Raw genomic sequence first — 15885 nt, 5'->3', positions numbered from 1 at the left:
AGAAAATATGTAAAATAACAAGCAATATCTTGTTATTAGAGCCCTGAAGGAATGTTATAGGCATCGGGATCATAAACCTTATTAGTTCCTTTAACATCTACGATAAAGAAGTCAATGGCAACAATAATGGTCAAAGCCAGGGCAAAGCCAGCAACAATTCCCATGGCAATGATCTTAATGGCCACCTGAGAAGACGGTTTCTCAGGAGGAACAGCGGGTTCAATAATTTGAATGAAATTAGTCAACTGATTCTCTTTAACCTGTAGCTCTTGGCTTCGGTTCAATAATTCCTGATAGGTTTCTTGGGCTGCTTCTAATTTACGTTGTAAATCTCGCTGACGTTGTTCTAACTCTGGAAACAGATCTATGCGCTGCTGGTATATCTGTTTATTATTTTCGACAGCCTTCAAGCTCTCCTCGAAAGAAACAAGTTGAATATTGTTTTTAGCATAATCCTCAACTAGCCTTTCTCGGGTAGCTCCCATCTGAAGTAAGTCTTCTTGAACAGGCCCCCCTGCTATCCCCTGGACTTTGTCATCTAAGAGGTTGACGAGGGAAGCTTCCTGAGCACGCAGGTCCAGTAGAATGGGACTTTCTTCAGTAAACTCTACTTGCTGAACTGCAATTTTTCGACGAACCGCGCTTAAGTCCGTCAAAATATCTTGGACTGACTTAGATTGGCTTAAGGCGTTTGCCGTAATGGCATCAGACACACTGAGACGAAGTTCATTACTTAGCGCTTCTTGGACGCCCTGGAGTGCCCTCAAGCTGACCCTTAATCTAGATTCCTCCTGGCGTAAATCATTTAGGAAGGCAACTGAAATTTCTACTTCTGCAGCGAGGTCAACGATGTCATAGGTTTCTCGGAAAACTCGTAGCTCATATTCTGCTTGCCTTACTTTTTCAGCGCTGACAGGTAGCTGACGGTCTAAAAAGTCCCCTGCACTTTCGGTGTCTATTTGAGTACTTGCTAGTTTTTGGGAACGATACGACCCCATCAAGGTATTGACAATATCGGCTGCTTTTACGGGATCCTCGTCTAGGTACGTAAAGGACAGTACATCTGTTTGGAATACAACGCTTACCTGAAGATTTTCCAGAAGATCTTCAATTTTTAAGGGCTTGCCTTCATCATCTTTGAGCTGTAGTGTATCGATGGTTTTTTGGATCAGTGGCTTTGAGGTGATAATCTCAATCTCAGAATTCAATTGGGTTCCGTAACTGATGGTTTGTAAAGGGCTACCATCTTCTTCTAGCCCGGTGAGGGTGGCTGCTCGGTCTGGCTTAAATAAAAGTTTGCCTTCGGATAAGAAGGTTGGTTTTTGTAGTTTGGCGACTGCGGCAGCCCCTAAAACCGTCAAGACAAATGCTGTCGTTGCGGGTACAATACCTCGGCGAGTTGCTGCAAATAAATATTGCAGGTTGAGGTCAATAACGTTACGAATGAAATTCATAGTAAGTTAGGCTGCCATCCAAACGATTAATGAAACAGAAACAGTAAGTAAAGAGATAAATTAGTATCAGGATTGATTATCGGATGCCAAAAAGCCCGAGAAGTAAATTAGTCAGGGGTGAGAAGATCAGACCAGCCGTATCTGAAGTGGCAGCAAGGCTTGAACGACCAACAACAATGGTATCTCCGTCCTGAAGAATAGGATTTTGCTGATCATTCACATCCTGAGCAAGATTAATATCAACTCTCTGTTGGGAGACAGTGCCGTTGGGGTGAAGACGAATCAGTTCAACGCGACTGGAACGCGCTCGCGTATTGAAGCCCCCAGCTGTCAGAATGGCCTGATTGAGTAATGTATCGGGAGCGACGGCCAGACTACCTGGAGATGCGACTTCACCCACAACATTGACTGTGATAGTTGCAGGGGCAAATGTCGTATTAGCTAAGGCAATCACTTCTGCATTATTGATATCCTGTGCAGTGGGGATAAAGATTTGATCGCCATCTCGTAGCAAAACATCCTGGCGAAGGTTCCCACTTTCGACTAAATCCCAGAGATTGACCTGAATCAGCTCAGGGACACCTTCGCGCTTAATTTGTACAGAGCGCACGTCTGCAGAACGTGTAATCCCACCTGCATTACTAATGGCTTGGGTTACACTTGGCCAGAAACGAGTCCGACTTTCACTTGCCTCGGATTGTTCACCGGCTTCTGAGTTGACCTGTAACGTGTAACCACCGGGCCGTTTGATTTCACCCACAATACCTACTCTGATCGGGCGTGGCTGTAGTAACTGGAATGTTATGCGTGGGTTACGGATGTACTCGCTGTAGGCTGCGATGACTGTTTCCTCAGCTTGCAGTGGATTCAGCCCCGTGACACTAACTTTACCAACCCAAGGTAAGGTGATTGAGCCATCCAATAAGACAATTTGATCAATAGGTTCTTTGAACAGTTCATTGGAGGATAGGATATCAATTCTGATTTGATCCCCAGGACCTAGGGCGTAAGTTTCCAGGGCAACGGTTGACTCGTTACGAGGTGAACTGAGCCGCCGTTGTTGGCTAGTGCTGCTGCCTGTAGGCTCTAATACAGGTAGTTGGGCTAAGCTTGGGGAAGCTACAAGACTGATGGAAAAGCTACTGAGAAATAATACTCCTATAAGACTAAAGATCTTTGGCTGAATAGCTTTTTGCCCACAGGGAAGTAACGATAGGTTCAAACGAGGCCCGGATGGGGGATGAGTGTGCGGGAATTGAACGATTTCCATGACTGTCTTAGGAAAGTGTAGGCAAGTGAAAATTGCAGGCTAGTTCGCGTTGACTGGTGTATAGGACTGACCTACGTCTGAGAAAGTTTCAATTTCTTTTAGTTTTACTGGATTAGAGTAAGAAAGAGCTGACGAGTATTTCTATGTATTTACCCTACTGATACAGCATGCCCGTGTCTGTTCCGACTATTTGTCCTAAAGCTTGTAATTCAATCAGGTTTCGTAAATTTACGGTTATTTTGATTGTTGTCTGTAGCTCCATACCTTTGCTGAATTTGAACCTAGTGATTACGGTGTCGTTTTCTCGCAGTCAATGGTATGGTCAAACTTCACGTAGGGGGATGTATAAACTGTGCTGTTGAGGGCTGCTGGTAAAGGGGAGCTGTCAGTGAGTGCTGTTGAAACCACTGATGTGTTGTACTTGTTTCTTTCAGCCATTTTTCTAATAGAGATATCCAGTGGACAGGTAGCTGTAAAGATTGCCAGGTTGTTTGGATAGTTGTAGAAAGTTTGGTGTAGGTTTCTGGGTGATTGAGTAGATAATCAATCCGTTGAGACATGGCACGGGCGTTACCGGCCGGAAATATCATGGCATTGACATTATGTTTTAGACTGCCGGTAAACATGGGATGGTCAGAGGCCACAATTGGTGTGTGAGCCTGTAAACAGTGATTGAGAATAGTATTGGAGTTTTCTGGAGATTCGTGCCGACTCGGCATCACAAAAATATCAGCTTGATGAATCAGGTGAACGAGGCTGTGGTCCGGAATATCTTCAATAAATTCAACGTGACTGAGTTGTAATCGTTTTGCCTGAATTTTGAATCGGTTAATATTGCCCTGTCCTACTAGCTTGAGATGAATGTTCCAGCCTTGAGCCTTGAGCTGTGCCGTAGAAATCAGTAAATCGCCAATGCCTTTAGTGGAGAAAAGAGGGCCTACATAAATTAGCTGTAGGGGATCGGGACGCGATCTCAACTGTTTAGGTTCAAACGTTTCAGCTCGGTTAGATGGCGGCCAATTCCAGGGGATCAGTTTGTCACGGCGCACACCTATTTGTGCCAGAGTCTTGCATCTTTCTAGCCCCAGTCCCCCAACCCATTCAATGCCACTATGGTTCAGTACTTTGGAGAGTTGATAGTTGTTCCATTGTTGTTTAAAACCTGGTGCAGTCAGCGTTTCTCGAAACATGCCGATACAACGTACGTGCTGACGGGTGGCCCAACGAAAAATTGCAGGATTGGGAACATCAACAATCAGATGGGTGGGACAGAAGTCTGCCAGCCGTTTAAAGATCGTCTCATTAGTTGTAACGGGTCCATTGCCAATTACGCGCACACCCGTATTCAGGACCTGATCATAGGGGGCGTCTGACACACAGCCCAACACTCCTACTTCTTGTAGTTGAAATCCCCAGGTGGTTAAGCCTTCCAACATAATTAGCTGCTCAGCATTCAAAGTGCCATTCGCCATGCCCTCTTGATAGGGCTCATGACTTTGCACCAGAAGTAAACGCAATTGCTGTAGATCCATAAAAGATAGCTAGAGGGTGAGTATAAGACGTTAATAATAGACCTGGCTATTAAATGTGATTTTTCTAACACCATCCAACAACCGTTCGATGGTCTTCATCGTAAATGTTGGCACAATCAAGGGGTTAGCTTTTTGCTGTTATTGAGAGGGTATAAAGTCAATTTTCACCTATATTTCACTTATATTTAACCCTTACGAACAAGAATTTTACTTCCCTGTCTGTGTGGGCATCTTTGCACAGTCTTTACAGATTCTTGATTGTTACAGTCCAGTTCTGTTGATGAGCAACGGTCGGACTGGTGAGCTTTAAGCTAATTTCAACTTATCTGAAAATCCCTAGCCTTTGTTTGTATCATATGTAGCTTGAGATTTGGGAGATTCAGAGAAATTACCTATGGTGCGAGTAAGTTGAAAATGAGCTGGGGTGATGAACTTAAGACACCAAGGGTAAGGGCTGGGTACTCTATCGATGGCGATAGGTAATGTTGGTGCAAACGCTAATCGAGTGTAAATGACCCTAAGTCTATGGTGATGCCTGAAACATCTGCGGTAATGACAACTATTTTGGTGATTGATGATGATGCCGATCTAGCTACGGTATTTTGTGATCTGCTTAGTCTTAATGGCTTTACTCCTTTCAGGGCAACTACAGGACAGGATGGTCTGCATCTGGCGCAGCTGCATCAACCCCAGCTGATTGTCTGTGATATAGGGTTACCAGATATTGATGGATATGAGGTGTTGGCATGTTTGCGATCGCATCCAACCACAGCCACTATCCCCATCATTATGCTGACTGGCCATGATGTCTCCGACACATTCCGCCGTAGTATGGAGCATGGGGCTGATGATTACCTGACAAAGCCCATTGACTTACAAAGCTTTTTGCGTGCGGTGCGGGCACAGCTTAACAAGCGGGAGCATTTATCTAAGTATTTAAAATCTAAATCTGTTGATGCATCCTGCAGATTTACCTCTGCCATTAAGTGGTCCGATTTAGCAAAACAGTTGGACGTGGTTCGACAGTCACCTTGGTCGAGTTTATGGGTGATTCGAGTTGATAACTATGATGTGTTGCAAACTGGCTATGGCCATGTCTTTGGGAAGCTTTTTCTTGAAACAATTGGGCAACAACTACACCAATGGCGAGAGTGTTGGAACCACCCAACGATCTCGATCAGTACCCTAGCTTATGTGGGAGCAAATCGATTTATTGTCTTTTTAAGAGCATTGAATACGCCTGAGGAGACCAGTTATGAGGCAACTATTGCCCAGCTAAAATCTGATTTACAACAACCAATGGTGATCAATAATCACCGTCTGATTCCAGACATTCACATTGAGGTTGTCCAAAGCCCTGAATCCACCACACTTAAGGCGCTAAAAACAACACTTAATCAAGTTAGCCCATCGGCTAGCCAGCCATCGTTGGCAGAGCGGCTGAAATGGGCGATGCAACGGAATGAGTTAAAGCTTTATTTTCAGCCTCAAGTTGAGTTAAGCAGTGGTCAGATTATTGGGGCAGAAGCCTTGGTGCGTTGGATTGTGCCAGGCGAGCCACCTGTATTGCCAGTTCAGTTCATCCCAGTTGCGGAAGAACATGGGCTAATGTTACCTCTTGGTGAGTGGATCTTGGAAACGGCACTGCAGCAACTGGCCCATTGGCAAAGAATACAGTTATCCGGCATTAGCATTGCTGTTAATCTATCGGCTCATCAATTGCGCAGTTCCCAGTTTATAGATCGGTTGATGACCTTAGTAGAGGCTGTAAAGGTCAATCCTGTTATGGTGGATTTGGAATTGCCTGAACGACTAATTATGGAAGACTTTGGTCGGGCTAAGTTATTGTTGGCTGACCTCCAAAGTAGGGGGTTTAGTATAGCCATTGATGATTTTAGTTTTGGCTCCCTTGGCTACTTACAATCTTTACCGGTGAACATTCTCAAGTTAGATAAGTGTTTTGTTCGTGACTTGCACAATAATAGAAGTAATCAAGTAATTGTCAGAGCTATTATGGAAATGGCTCGAGGGCTAAATATTTCTACCATTGCTGGTGGTGTAGAAACAGCTAGGGAGCTATCAATCCTTAAGCAACTTAAATGTCACAGTATGCAAGGATATCTCTTTAGCCCCGCTCTCTCAGCCAAAGATTTTGAAAAACTCTTGCTGGGATCCTCTAAAAGGTACGCTGCTCAATCAGTGAGACCGATATAGTTAGGGGACTGCACAAAAATAAAGACCCAGGTTGGGGCTGTGGATGGGGGGATGAGTGATGGGGTAATGGGGTAATTATTTAAGTGCAAGCACCTTATACGGTTTCAGTCATACTCGTTTGATTATTTCTCCTGACTTCTGACTCCTGACCTGGGCTAGCTTTCCCAGCCTAAGTTGATATCCCTCTAAAGCTCAAGATCAAAATCTAAATATAGGAATACATCTTGAGGAGCGCTGTCATCAATATCTACCAATGGCACACCCAAATCCAGACGTAGATTTAATTTCTCAACTGGGCGATAGGTGAAGCCTACACCGGTACCGAGAAGAAAACGATCATCGTTAACGGTGGTGCCAGATTCAGTATTCCAAACAGCTGCCATATCTATAAACGGACTGAGCAACATGATCGGTGCTCCTGATTCATCACGCTGGATCGTGATTCGATCTTCAACTGAGAGACGAACACCATTATCGCCAAATCGGGCGTTCTGACTATAGCCCCGTACCGATTGGCGACCCCCAATGACAAACTGTTCTGACCCCAGTAGGGTATCTGATGCTAGCTGAACATCACCTTGAATAATCAACAAATGATCTGGGTTGAGAACCTGGGCCCGTTGCACCTGGCCCAGCCAGCCCACAAACTGACTGTCTGCTTGGGGCGATGACAAATTTGTTGCATCTAGCCAATCAACGCCCAGACTAAACTGGGATCGCAACGCCCATGCTCCTTGGGGATCTCGACGCAAATAATCTTGACCAAACTGGATGACACTGGCACTGTTGCTAGAGAAATCTGTTGATGCAATGCGGGTGTCGCCATCCCGGTGACGAAACCCCAGGGAAAGGGCAAATTCCTCGCGAGGATTGCGCACCAGGGGCTGACGATAGGTTAGCTCGTAAACTTGTGCATCGCCTTCAATGTCAAATGAGGCTAGTTCCTGGGGAGAGATAATCTCAAACTCACTGGGCAAAAAACGCGCCGAAATTGTCCCGTTCATGGGATTGATGGGGGCGCTATAGCTCAGTTCATATAGGTGGGATCCCCCTGTGGTAGCCCGATAGGCAGCTGCCCGTATTTGGTCACCAATACCCAGGGGGTTGCGATAGGTAACATTAGCGCCCATACGAACCACACCAACACTCACGGGTGAATCAGTGTCTAGGGTGAGATGGGCTTCAAGCTGCTCGGCTTCATCGATGCGCACCACCAGAATACTTTGCCCCAAACCTGTGCCTGCTCGGAGACTGGCCTCAATGTTGTCAATGAGGGGATCGGCCCGTAGCAGTCGCAGCTGATCTTCTAGATCAAACTGGTTTAGAGGGGTTTTGGCCCCTAGGTTAATTCGCGATCGCACATAGTTAGCTAGTCGATCGGCTTCTTCTATGCGAATCTCCTCTAAGCTACCTTCAATAATTTGTAATTTGACAACGCCATCCGTAATCGGCTGGTTAGGCAGAACAGCTCGCGAGGTAATGTATCCCTCATTGAGATAAAGCTGAGTGATGGAATCTGCAGCTTGCCGTAGTTCATCGATTCCTAGTGCCCGACCCACAAAAGATGACAGAACAGTATCGAAGTCTGATTCATCAAACACAGTACTATCCAGCACTTCAAACCGCTGAACCGTAACTGTAGGGCCTGTTTCTGGAGGTGGCTCAGCCGACTCAGGAGGAGGTACAGGTGTTGTTGGTAATACGGGATCTGGATCTTCTATTTCTGGCTCGGCTTCTGGTAGTGGCTCTGGCAAACTATCTGCTGGGGGTGGCGTAGCAGGCACTTGTTGACTGACCATAACGCCTGACTGCCGCAGGTATAGTCCACCAATCTCTTCAGGAACCATGGGTTCAGGTAACGGTATGGCTTCCGTCGCATCAAATGCTTTAGGAGACGTGACAACAGATGGGGCATGGGCATTGCCTACCCAATCACTTTTAGGGGAAGGAGCCTCAATAGACGCGGAATTGTCATCGATTACCCGATCACCTGTGGCGGAAGCATCTTCAACTAGCTTAACCTCTGTAGTTAAATGTCTATCTAATAATTTGGATGTTGGTAATTCTTGTCTTGACAGATCTGTCAGTAGAGAACCACTTGCCTCTGCAGAAGTACCTGCACTAATGCCGATGACGGTACTCAACAACAAAATCGTTGTTAGTTTCTGTTGCATGGGTCTCCTCTTATCTCCACCACAGGGTTACACTGCCATCGGTTGCCTGGCTTAAGGACGCCTATTACAAACCCGATTTTCCGTGCTGACTGTATCACAACCAAAGACGTTAATTGCAAAGGACCAATACTATGCCTAGGACTAGCCAGACCTAGTTACTATTGGTAACTCCTTACAACCTATTCCCTACCGGGATTTACGCAGATTTCCGGTAACTTTTAACAGGCTGAGCATCAGCATCCGTTAATTAGAGTGCCCAACTAATCAAAATTTATGCCTGGAATATTCACCATTGCTGATTTCAGGGGGCACCGCTCTGAAAGACTTGCTCCCTGCCTAAAGGTGACAGATAGCGTCACATTGATGAAGCAGTCAACTAACTCGTTAATGTTGCTAGAACTCAGTCTGTTGACTCAGTCTGTCTCCAGATAGCATCGGCAACCCGGGCAACATCCGCCATAGCTGCCCCATTGTGAACGCGTAGGATATCAGCTCCTCCCCCAATAGCTGCTGTACAAGCTGCAGCAGTGCCCCATTCCCGCTGTTTGGGATCAGGTTGATCCAAAATCCAACCGATAAAGCTCTTGCGAGAGGCACCAACTAAAATTGGACAGCCCAGCTCCACGAGGTCTGGCAGCTTACGTAAAATTTCCAGGTTTTGAGGATAGCTTTTTGCAAATCCAATACCGGGATCAATACAAATATTTTGTATAGGAACGCCGACGGCTAAAGCCTGCTCAATTTGCTCCCGTAGAAACTTGGAAATTTCACCCATCAGGTCGCCATAGTCTGTCATTTGCTGCATCGTTTCCGGCGTACCTCGTAGATGCATCAAAATTATAGGCACCTCTTTTTCAGCAGCAACTTTGAGCATATCGGGTTCATAGGTAGCTCCCGAAATATCGTTAATAATATCTGCACCAGCTTCAACCGCTGCCCGAGCCACCGTGGCTCGGGTGGTATCCACCGAAATCACGGCTTGATTGAGGTCTGCATTGTCAGCCTGGCGAATGGCCTCAATCACGGGTATCACCCGGTTCAGTTCCTCACCCAGGGAAATCTGCTCTGCTCCTGGTCGAGTCGACTGGCCGCCCAGATCTAAAATGTCAATATTGGCTGCTAACAACGCCTCTGCCTGTTTGAGTGCTGTTTCCACGGAGTTAAACTGGCCACCATCGCTAAAGCTATCAGGGGTGATATTAATTACCCCCATCAGATAGGTGCGTTCACCCCAGTTAAACTGATGCCCCCGAATAGTCCAGGCTTGGCGGCTAGCCACCTTCTGTTGACCTTCGGCCATAAATAATCGTGCCAGTCGATCATAGGTGCCAGGGCCAATGTACTCTGGGTGAGCACGTAACTTGCTGTACATCCACACCAGGTCTTTACCGTCGAAGATACGAATATCGACAAACCAGCTTTTAAGCTGCGGTTTCAGACCGTTGGCAGTTTCAAGTGCGTCGGTCCACCGTTCAAATTCCTGTTTAAAACCGCGGGTTACTACCGTAAAGGCCATGGCTGCTCAGACTACTCAGACGAAGAAAATTGACACTGCTACTCATACCGCTAAAGTGGCAGACTTTATTTATACTCCGCCAGTAACGGCTCAAGGGGCAACGAGAATTTTAGTAAAGCCGAATTTGGGGTATCCCAAGGGACCACCGGTAACGGTTGGTATGTCGGTTTTATCAAAAGTGCTGCAGGGACTTCGCCAGGCCAGCCCTCAAGCTGAGATTTTGGTGGTAGAGGGTGTTTGCTCCAAATTCTCTTTAGCAGAAATTGCTAATCAAAATGGCCTCTACGACATTTTGGATGATGGTATGGCGGTACTTGATGCCGATACATTGCCCTGTGTTGCCTATCGCAACCGTTCCCCTCAGCCTGTACGTTATTCAGAGCTATGGGCACCCAAGCTGCTGAAGGAAGTGGACTGTCGTATTTCTGTCAGTGCTTTCAAAGTGACTAGCCTGAAAGAAAGTCCGTTAGTATCGGCTACCTTAAAAAACCTATATGGTTTATTCCCAAGGGCTAAGTACAAAGCCCGCAGTGCTCATTCTAGAGGCCAACTCCATAGACCTTCAGTACCGCAGATTTTGCAAGATATTTATGGCACTATCGGTCATCTGTTCGATGGTGGCGTGGCCGACTGTAGCCAAAAGTTTATCAGCCAAGATTGGCGACCCGATGTGGGGCAAGGGTTTGTAGTTGGACAGGTAGTATGGGGTAATGATCTACTGGCTATAGATCGCCAGGCCTGTCAGCTAGCCCAAGAGCCTGAGGCGAATTATTTGGCACCTATCGAGGCATTAAGGCAAACACTTGAGGATTAACCCTTACGCCCAGGTAAAGGTAGATTCATCATTGTGTGGAAGTCTTCTTGAACTTTGTGGGTAAGGCGTTTAGAAATCTGCCGCACAATTTGGTTCAGTAACTTGTCACCGGAGGCCTTCACCAGGGATTGGGGTAATGCCTGAATAAATTTGGGCATCTGCACCTTAGTTTGCAGATTAAGTTCCCATTCCACGTGGGTGGCTTGTCCCTTGGGCAGTTTCTTGTTTTGCTTTTCTTCCAGGGACATGGCAGCACTGAAGTCTACATCGTATCCTTCAGGTTTATGACCAGGTACGGGGATTGTCTCAATTTTATATACGCCACGATTTTGAGGTAGTAGATGCAGGCCAATTTTTGGCTGGATCTGAAAATTGAGGCTGCCAAAGCGACCCAGGGAAATGGCGTATCCATTATGGCCGATGGGCTTAACATCCATCGGCTCAGCACATCGGGTAAACCAACCCTGGTGGGAGTCTAGATAGCTGGCTACGGTATCGACGTCGGCATACATCTCCATATTGCCAACGTAATAGCCTTCAAAAATGATCGTGTCGGATACACCCAAATTATTACTGCTGTTCAACGTTTGGTCATTTGAAACCATACTAGGTGACGTCTGCGAAGTGCCAGAAACTCCTGAGTGAGAATGCTGCGTAGAAGACACGTGCATAAAATTTAAAGTTCTAAACAATCTATCGGTAAACTGTCAAGATGCGCTGGGTGCTTGCTAATGGATAGCTTAGCGATAGCTTTTGGCTATTTCCATGGTGGGCAAGTACAGGGATCAATTATCGGGATAATTGATTTACCGTTATACCCCCAGGTTACTGAGTTAAAAAAATAAGTAACCATCGTTAAACCACGGATATGGACTTACGGGCAAACCCTGCTGTTATCAGCCATAGCTCCCCCATTTAAACTTTATTGTTATTCGTTAAGTTTAGTCGATTTTTTTAGGACCACAATTTTTTCGATAGAGGCTTAATGAAATTCAAAGATACGAACATCAAGTGTGAGTCTGGTGTGAATTGCTTAATGTTCCAAGGTGTTCGCAGGGCTTTGTCAGTAATAACAGAGCTGAGGTATCTAAGGTGCAGCCAACGTTACAGTTTGCTACGTTGAGAGGGGTTGGGGCGTAACTACAGGTATGAAAATGAAAGTATTGGTTGTTGGAGCGACGGGACAAACTGGGCGACGAATTACGAATCAACTGAGTGGTTCAGATGTGACTGTGAAGGCAATGGTGCGAGATCGTTCCAAGGCTGATTTTTCAGAGGCTGTGGAAGTCGTTGTCGGGGACGTGCTTAAGCCTGAAACGTTGGCTGTTGCGATCGCAGGTTGCGATGCCATTATCTGCGCAACGGGGGCTGCCCCAAGTTTTGATATGACCGGCCCCTACCAGGTGGATTTTGTAGGCACTAAAAATCTGGTTGATGCAGCTAAATTAGCCGATGTCAAGCGCTTTGTGATTGTTTCTTCACTCTGTGTATCTAAGTTCTTTCATCCGCTTAACCTATTTTGGCTAGTGCTTTATTGGAAAAAGCAGGCGGAGAATTATATTGCCAATAGTGGCTTGACCTACACAATTGTGCGGCCTGGGGGACTGCGTAATGAGGATAGTGGAGACCCGATTTTAATGGCGTCGGCAGATACCCTGTTTGAGGGTGGGATCGCCCGAGAAAAGGTAGCGCAGGTGTGTATTGCCGCTCTGAGCGAACCAGAATCTGAGAATAAGATTGTCGAGATTGTGATGAATTCTGAGGCGCAGGCGCAGCCATTTGGAGCGTTGTTTGCCGGGGTCCGATAATCACCAATGGGATGGCGTCCCAATTTTTGTGTAAAAAATTGGAGGGGGCAATTCCCCCCTCCAGGGTCAACTATTCACCGGTCCTACACTAGAAAAACCAACCGTAGCTGTGTAGACCTTTACCCAGCAAATTCACGCCTAGATAGCATACCCAAACCACCACAAAACCAGATGCCGCAATAAATGCAGGCTTACGGCCTTGCCAACCTTTGGTGATGCGTGAGTGCAGGTATGCCGCAAACACTAGCCAGGTAATTAGGGCCCAAGTTTCCTTGGGATCCCAGCTCCAGTAAGAACCCCAGGCTTCATTGGCCCAGACACCGCCGGAGATGATGCCAATGGTGAGCAGGGGAAACCCAAGACCAATAATGCGATAGCTAATGTTGTCTAGAGTATCTGCCAGGGTGAGACGCTGTATGGACAGGGCCGTCTTTGCTGGTTTTTCTAGCACGGCAGTACCGCCGCCTGCACTAGCGGTAGCCATCGCAGCTTCCTTGGCTTTCTGTTCTGCAGCCCGGTTGAGGATGTATTTACGATCGCGAAATCCCCCTGTGCCCACAGAGCTCCCTTTCAGTTCAACCGCCTGGCCACGGGTGATAACAAGGAATGCGATCGCAACCAGTGACCCGACCATTAAGGCCGCATAGCTCAGTAGCATGACACTGACATGCATCATCAGCCAGTTGGACTTGAGGGCAGGTACCAGAGGCTCTGAGACCTGCATGTTGCTGGGGAGAGAAATGGTGGCAAATGCAGTGATCCCCATGGCAGCCGGTGCGGTCATAGCACCGACCCAAAGGCTATTACCCATGCGCTCCGCAACAAAATGGATGGCCGTAATCCCCCAGGCAATAAAGAAAAGAGACTCGTAGAGATTACTAAGGGGAAAATAACCGCCTTCAATCCATCGGGCTACCAATAAAGCGGCAATGCAGAGATTGGCAATGGCCATGCCAGTGGTGCCCAGGATTTTAAGCCAGTTAATTCCAGGAAAGGCAAGGCTGCTCCAGTAGAGGAGCATCGTCAGAAATAGGACGGCAAAAGAAGCGTTGTCAAGCAGTCCTTGAAGGGTAACTAAATCCATTAGGAAGTAATGTGAAGCCCTGCGATTTGATGTGTACTGGCCGCTTGTGTGACGGCCATTACAATTTTACTAGAGAAATGAGGAGCCAGAGAACCCTTAGCGGTTGTCTGTTTGACGAGCTCCTCGACGAATCGTGAAATCCTTCAAGAATTTTGGGGTCTTCCGGATAAATGCTCACTACACTGGCAGTCGGTACATGGATGGCATAGATGGCATAGGTTCTGTGGGTTAGATTCAGACGCATCCCTTATACAATGCGTTTCAGTCGGCTCTGGCAGATGTAAATGTCCAGGTGACTCAGGATTTTTGCCCTATGCCCCAAACACATTCAAGGCATAAACTCTGAGTTTTCTACTACGAAAACTGTCAACGCTGGATGTGAATATAGTTTAGTGACAAAAAATTAGCAGCCCTCGAGAGGTAACTATGGATGCGACTGCGTTGTGGCAACGATATCAAGACTGGCTTTATTACAACGAGGAGCTAGGATTTTACTTGGATGTCAGTCGTGTAACGTTTGATGATGCCTTTGTAGCTGAGATGACACCTCGGTTTGCAAAGGCGTTTGAAGCGATAGATGCATTGGAAAAGGGTGCGATCGCAAACCCCGACGAAAATCGGATGGTGGGTCACTACTGGCTACGGGATCCCGATCTTGCTCCGAATGAAGACCTGCGTAGCGAAATAGTTAATACCCTGCGCGATATAGAAAATTTTACTCAGCAAATTCATACGGCAACGATTACGCCGCCGGGTGAAGAGCGCTTTACCGATATCCTGTCCATCGGTATTGGCGGCTCAGCCTTGGGGCCAGAATTTGTGGCTGAGGCCCTGGGGGCAGTCAATCCGCCGTTGCAAATTAATTTCATTGATAATACCGATCCAGCGGGTATCGATAAGACCCTGGCCAGGTTAGGGGATCGGCTAAAAACCACCCTGGTGCTTGTCATTTCTAAATCTGGCGGCACCCCAGAAACCCGCAATGGCATGTTAGAAGTCAAGGCCGCCTATGAACGGCGGGGGCTGGACTTTTCGAAGTATGCAATAGCCACCACTGGTCGGGGCAGCAAGCTCGATAAAGTTGCTCAGGCTGACAATTGGTTAGCCACTTTCCCGATGCAGGATTGGGTGGGCGGACGGACCTCGGAGCTATCGTCAGTGGGGCTGCTACCGGCTGCGCTCCAGGGCATCGATATTCGTGCCATTCTGGCGGGTGCTAAACAGATGGATGCGGCAACGCGAATCCCTGATCTCAAAAGCAACCCAGCCGCATTGATGGCTCTGGCCTGGTACCACGCAGGTAATGGTAAGGGTGAGAAAGATATGGTGATTTTGCCCTACAAGGACAGCCTGCTGCTGTTCAGCCGCTATCTACAGCAGCTGATTATGGAATCCTTGGGTAAGGAAACAGATCTAGACGGCAATAAGGTGTTCCAGGGGATTGCGGTCTATGGCAATAAGGGCTCCACTGACCAGCACGCCTATGTGCAGCAGCTGCGGGAAGGGGTGAATAATTTCTTCGTGACGCTGATTGAGGTGCTGACGGATCGCGAGGGGAGTTCGACGGAAATTGACCCAGGTGTGACCGCTGGTGATTATCTCTCAGGCTTTTTGCAAGGGACTCGCAAAGCCTTGTTTGAAAATAAGCGTCAGTCCATTACAATCACCATTCCTGAGGTGACACCTGTGATTGTGGGTTCGCTGATTGCCCTATATGAGCGGGCCGTGAGTTTGTATGCCGCAGTGGTCAATATCAATGCCTATCATCAGCCAGGTGTAGAAGCGGGTAAAAAAGCGGCGGCTAGTATTCTCAATCTACAGAACATGGTGGTGGACGTGCTGAGTAAAACCGGCGGTTCTCTGACCCTGGCTGAGGTGGCTGATAAGGTGGGCCGCCCAGATGCCATTGAGGATATCTATAAAATTATCAGACATCTGGATGCCAATGGTCGCATGGTGGCCATTGATGGCAATGCGGGCAATCCTGGCACGATGCGGGTGATGGCTCGCTAGCGAGCT

Annotated in this window: 11 protein-coding genes; 4 read left to right on the top strand and 7 right to left on the bottom strand. The window is 47.2% G+C overall.

Features of this window, described 5'->3' with window-relative positions:
- Positions 1-35: 35 nt before the first annotated feature.
- The 3 genes from U2F10_RS06280 to U2F10_RS06270 form a co-directional block, all read right to left on the bottom strand.
- On the bottom strand, positions 36-1454 hold the full coding sequence (locus tag U2F10_RS06280; protein ID WP_163670713.1) for a GumC family protein: 1419 nt from the start codon (positions 1452-1454) through the stop codon (positions 36-38).
- Between the two features lie 76 nt (positions 1455-1530).
- Positions 1531-2724 (bottom strand): SLBB domain-containing protein, encoded by a 1194-nt coding sequence (locus U2F10_RS06275; protein ID WP_499871340.1) that lies wholly within the window; start codon positions 2722-2724, stop codon positions 1531-1533.
- A gap of 329 nt (positions 2725-3053) precedes the next feature.
- Positions 3054-4256 carry a glycosyltransferase family 4 protein gene (locus U2F10_RS06270; RefSeq protein WP_499871339.1) on the bottom strand — a complete coding sequence of 401 codons (1203 nt, stop codon included), beginning with the start codon at positions 4254-4256 and terminating at the stop codon, positions 3054-3056.
- 525 nt (positions 4257-4781) lie between these two features.
- On the opposite strand from U2F10_RS06270, the gene U2F10_RS06265 reads away from it, so the two are divergent.
- A complete protein-coding gene (locus U2F10_RS06265) occupies positions 4782-6470 on the top strand; it encodes an EAL domain-containing response regulator (protein ID WP_499871337.1) in 1689 nt (562 codons plus the stop codon).
- A gap of 185 nt (positions 6471-6655) precedes the next feature.
- Here U2F10_RS06265 and U2F10_RS06260 read toward each other — a convergent pair whose 3' ends face one another.
- Both U2F10_RS06260 and folP read right to left on the bottom strand, forming a co-directional pair.
- Positions 6656-8644, bottom strand: coding sequence for a ShlB/FhaC/HecB family hemolysin secretion/activation protein (locus tag U2F10_RS06260; protein WP_499871335.1), 1989 nt, complete (start codon positions 8642-8644; stop codon positions 6656-6658).
- Between the two features lie 400 nt (positions 8645-9044).
- Positions 9045-10160, bottom strand: coding sequence for a dihydropteroate synthase (gene folP, locus U2F10_RS06255; RefSeq protein ID WP_163670707.1), 1116 nt, complete (start codon positions 10158-10160; stop codon positions 9045-9047).
- Here folP and U2F10_RS06250 point away from each other — a divergent pair.
- Positions 10159-10974, top strand: coding sequence for a DUF362 domain-containing protein (locus U2F10_RS06250; protein WP_499871333.1), 816 nt, complete (start codon positions 10159-10161; stop codon positions 10972-10974). The genes folP and U2F10_RS06250 overlap by 2 nt on opposite strands.
- Here the strand turns inward: U2F10_RS06250 and U2F10_RS06245 are convergent.
- The gene (locus U2F10_RS06245; protein WP_250565196.1) at positions 10971-11579 is read right to left on the bottom strand and encodes a DUF1997 domain-containing protein; all 609 of its coding nucleotides are present in this window, start codon (positions 11577-11579) and stop codon (positions 10971-10973) included. The genes U2F10_RS06250 and U2F10_RS06245 overlap by 4 nt on opposite strands.
- Before the next feature lie 549 nt (positions 11580-12128).
- Between U2F10_RS06245 and U2F10_RS06240 the strand changes: the two genes are divergently transcribed.
- A complete protein-coding gene (locus tag U2F10_RS06240; protein ID WP_499871610.1) occupies positions 12129-12782 on the top strand; it encodes an SDR family oxidoreductase in 654 nt (217 codons plus the stop codon).
- Positions 12783-12870: 88 nt separating this feature from the next.
- Here U2F10_RS06240 and ccsB read toward each other — a convergent pair whose 3' ends face one another.
- Positions 12871-13866 (bottom strand): c-type cytochrome biogenesis protein CcsB, encoded by a 996-nt coding sequence (gene ccsB, locus U2F10_RS06235; protein WP_163670705.1) that lies wholly within the window; start codon positions 13864-13866, stop codon positions 12871-12873.
- A gap of 426 nt (positions 13867-14292) precedes the next feature.
- Between ccsB and U2F10_RS06230 the strand changes: the two genes are divergently transcribed.
- The gene (locus tag U2F10_RS06230; protein WP_163702561.1) at positions 14293-15879 is read left to right on the top strand and encodes a glucose-6-phosphate isomerase; all 1587 of its coding nucleotides are present in this window, start codon (positions 14293-14295) and stop codon (positions 15877-15879) included.
- The last annotated feature ends 6 nt before the right edge of the window (positions 15880-15885 follow it).

This window comes from Leptothoe sp. EHU-05/26/07-4 (assembly GCF_043421015.1).
GTDB lineage: Bacteria > Cyanobacteriota > Cyanobacteriia > Phormidesmidales > Phormidesmidaceae > Leptothoe > Leptothoe turfae.
The sequence above is the reverse complement of the archived record's forward strand: the minus strand, read 5'-3'. Positions and strand labels throughout refer to the sequence as shown.

Coding starts and splice junctions, on each gene's coding strand:
- U2F10_RS06280 (WP_163670713.1), bottom strand. CDS start 1,454: ATGAATTTCATTCGTAACGTTATTGACCTCAACCTGCAATATTTATTT.
- U2F10_RS06275 (WP_499871340.1), bottom strand. CDS start 2,724: ATGGAAATCGTTCAATTCCCGCACACTCATCCCCCATCCGGGCCTCGT.
- U2F10_RS06270 (WP_499871339.1), bottom strand. CDS start 4,256: ATGGATCTACAGCAATTGCGTTTACTTCTGGTGCAAAGTCATGAGCCC.
- U2F10_RS06265 (WP_499871337.1), top strand. CDS start 4,782: ATGGTGATGCCTGAAACATCTGCGGTAATGACAACTATTTTGGTGATT.
- U2F10_RS06260 (WP_499871335.1), bottom strand. CDS start 8,644: ATGCAACAGAAACTAACAACGATTTTGTTGTTGAGTACCGTCATCGGC.
- U2F10_RS06250 (WP_499871333.1), top strand. CDS start 10,159: ATGGCTGCTCAGACTACTCAGACGAAGAAAATTGACACTGCTACTCAT.
- folP (WP_163670707.1), bottom strand. CDS start 10,160: ATGGCCTTTACGGTAGTAACCCGCGGTTTTAAACAGGAATTTGAACGG.
- U2F10_RS06245 (WP_250565196.1), bottom strand. CDS start 11,579: ATGGTTTCAAATGACCAAACGTTGAACAGCAGTAATAATTTGGGTGTA.
- U2F10_RS06240 (WP_499871610.1), top strand. CDS start 12,129: ATGAAAGTATTGGTTGTTGGAGCGACGGGACAAACTGGGCGACGAATT.
- ccsB (WP_163670705.1), bottom strand. CDS start 13,866: ATGGATTTAGTTACCCTTCAAGGACTGCTTGACAACGCTTCTTTTGCC.
- U2F10_RS06230 (WP_163702561.1), top strand. CDS start 14,293: ATGGATGCGACTGCGTTGTGGCAACGATATCAAGACTGGCTTTATTAC.